Annotated in this window: 1 protein-coding gene; it reads right to left on the reverse strand. The window is 48.1% G+C overall.

Annotated elements, in window-relative coordinates; translation table 11 throughout:
- Positions 1-22: 22 nt before the first annotated feature.
- Positions 23-1,141 carry an ISAs1 family transposase gene (locus ACT3XD_RS19590; RefSeq protein ID WP_192539961.1) on the reverse strand — a complete coding sequence of 373 codons (1,119 nt, stop codon included), beginning with the start codon at positions 1,139-1,141 and terminating at the stop codon, positions 23-25.
- Between the last annotated feature and the right edge of the window lie 101 nt (positions 1,142-1,242).

Consider the following 1,242-nt stretch of genomic DNA (forward strand, 5'->3'; position numbering starts at 1 on the left):
CAGGGCAAACGCATGAAAGATTTCATCCAGCCAATATCGTCGCTAAATAGCTTTCATCCAGTGCTGCCTTTTTCTGCTTTCGGCGTATGCCACCTTTAAAACTTGTCTCGCCCTTGAGGTAATTCAAAGCAATGTGACGAACCCTGGCAAGGTTCTCAGCCGCATAGCCTCGATGGATTTTGCAAGCATCTTCTCGTAAAGCGACATCCAGTGACCAGTGCAACTTATTTTCCACGAACCAATGTTGACGAGCCGCTTCAGCCAATTTTTTAGCACTCAATTCTGCTGAACTGATGTAGTAGCGCAACGTTGGCTCTTCTGGTGCACGACCGACTTCAGTACGAAATGACATCACCACACCCACTGTTTTCAACCCCGGCCACTCATAACTAAGATCTTGAAATTCTTGAGTGAACTCACTGGCAAAGTGATAACGCGTTTCCTGACGCCCCCTATTTTTCTCATCGGTCACATAAGCATCACCTTCAAAGCCAATCAGCTCACTCATTGGAAACGCCTGCTCGAAGGCTTGCATCAATTTAGGCTGATTATCTTTGACAGCAAGCAGGTAATCAGCTCCTTTGTGGAGCACTTTTGCCGCTACTTTTTTCTGGCACCCCATCGCGTCAATTGTCACCAGACAGCCTTGTAAATTTAGAAGCTTGAGTAGCTCGGGTATCGCGGTGATCTCATTGGATTTCTGTGCCGTTTTCACTTGCCCTAATACGACGCCATTAGCCGCGCTGAAAGCACTCACCATGTGGATCGCGCCTTTCTGCTTTCCTCGGCAATAAGAGCCCCGCAGTGTTTTACCGTCAATAGCCACCACTGCACCCTGAGTTACGTCGTGGCAGGCTTTCATCCATTCGGCAAAGGCTGTCTGAAGCTGTTCTGCGTTGATCAGTGCCATGACACGCGCCAACGTATCGTGACTGGGAATGCCGCCGCCAAAATCACCATATTGTCTGAGAAAATCAAGTTTTGAGTGGCCAAAATCCTCGATTTCGTCCCAGCCCTCTGAGCCACAAATCACTGCACATACCACTAAAAACAGGATATCCGAAAGCTGATGTTGCACTTTCCAGGATTGCCTGAAGTCGGGAATAACAGACAAATGCTGAAACAGAGACGGCGCTGACATAGATGTTATCCAAAAGGAAAACACTTAGATGACCACATCAGACTAACCTCGTAAAGCGCTGAAAGCCGCATCATGGCGCGGGTTTTCATGCATTTTCCCTG

This window comes from Halomonas sp. AOP7-B1-5 (assembly GCF_052353045.1).
GTDB classification, from domain to species: Bacteria; Pseudomonadota; Gammaproteobacteria; order Pseudomonadales; family Halomonadaceae; genus Vreelandella; species Vreelandella colorata.

Bases quoted from the DNA above. Each gene is read 5' to 3' on its own strand.
- ACT3XD_RS19590 (WP_192539961.1), bottom strand. From the start codon at position 1,141: ATGTCAGCGCCGTCTCTGTTTCAGCATTTGTCTGTTATTCCCGACTTC.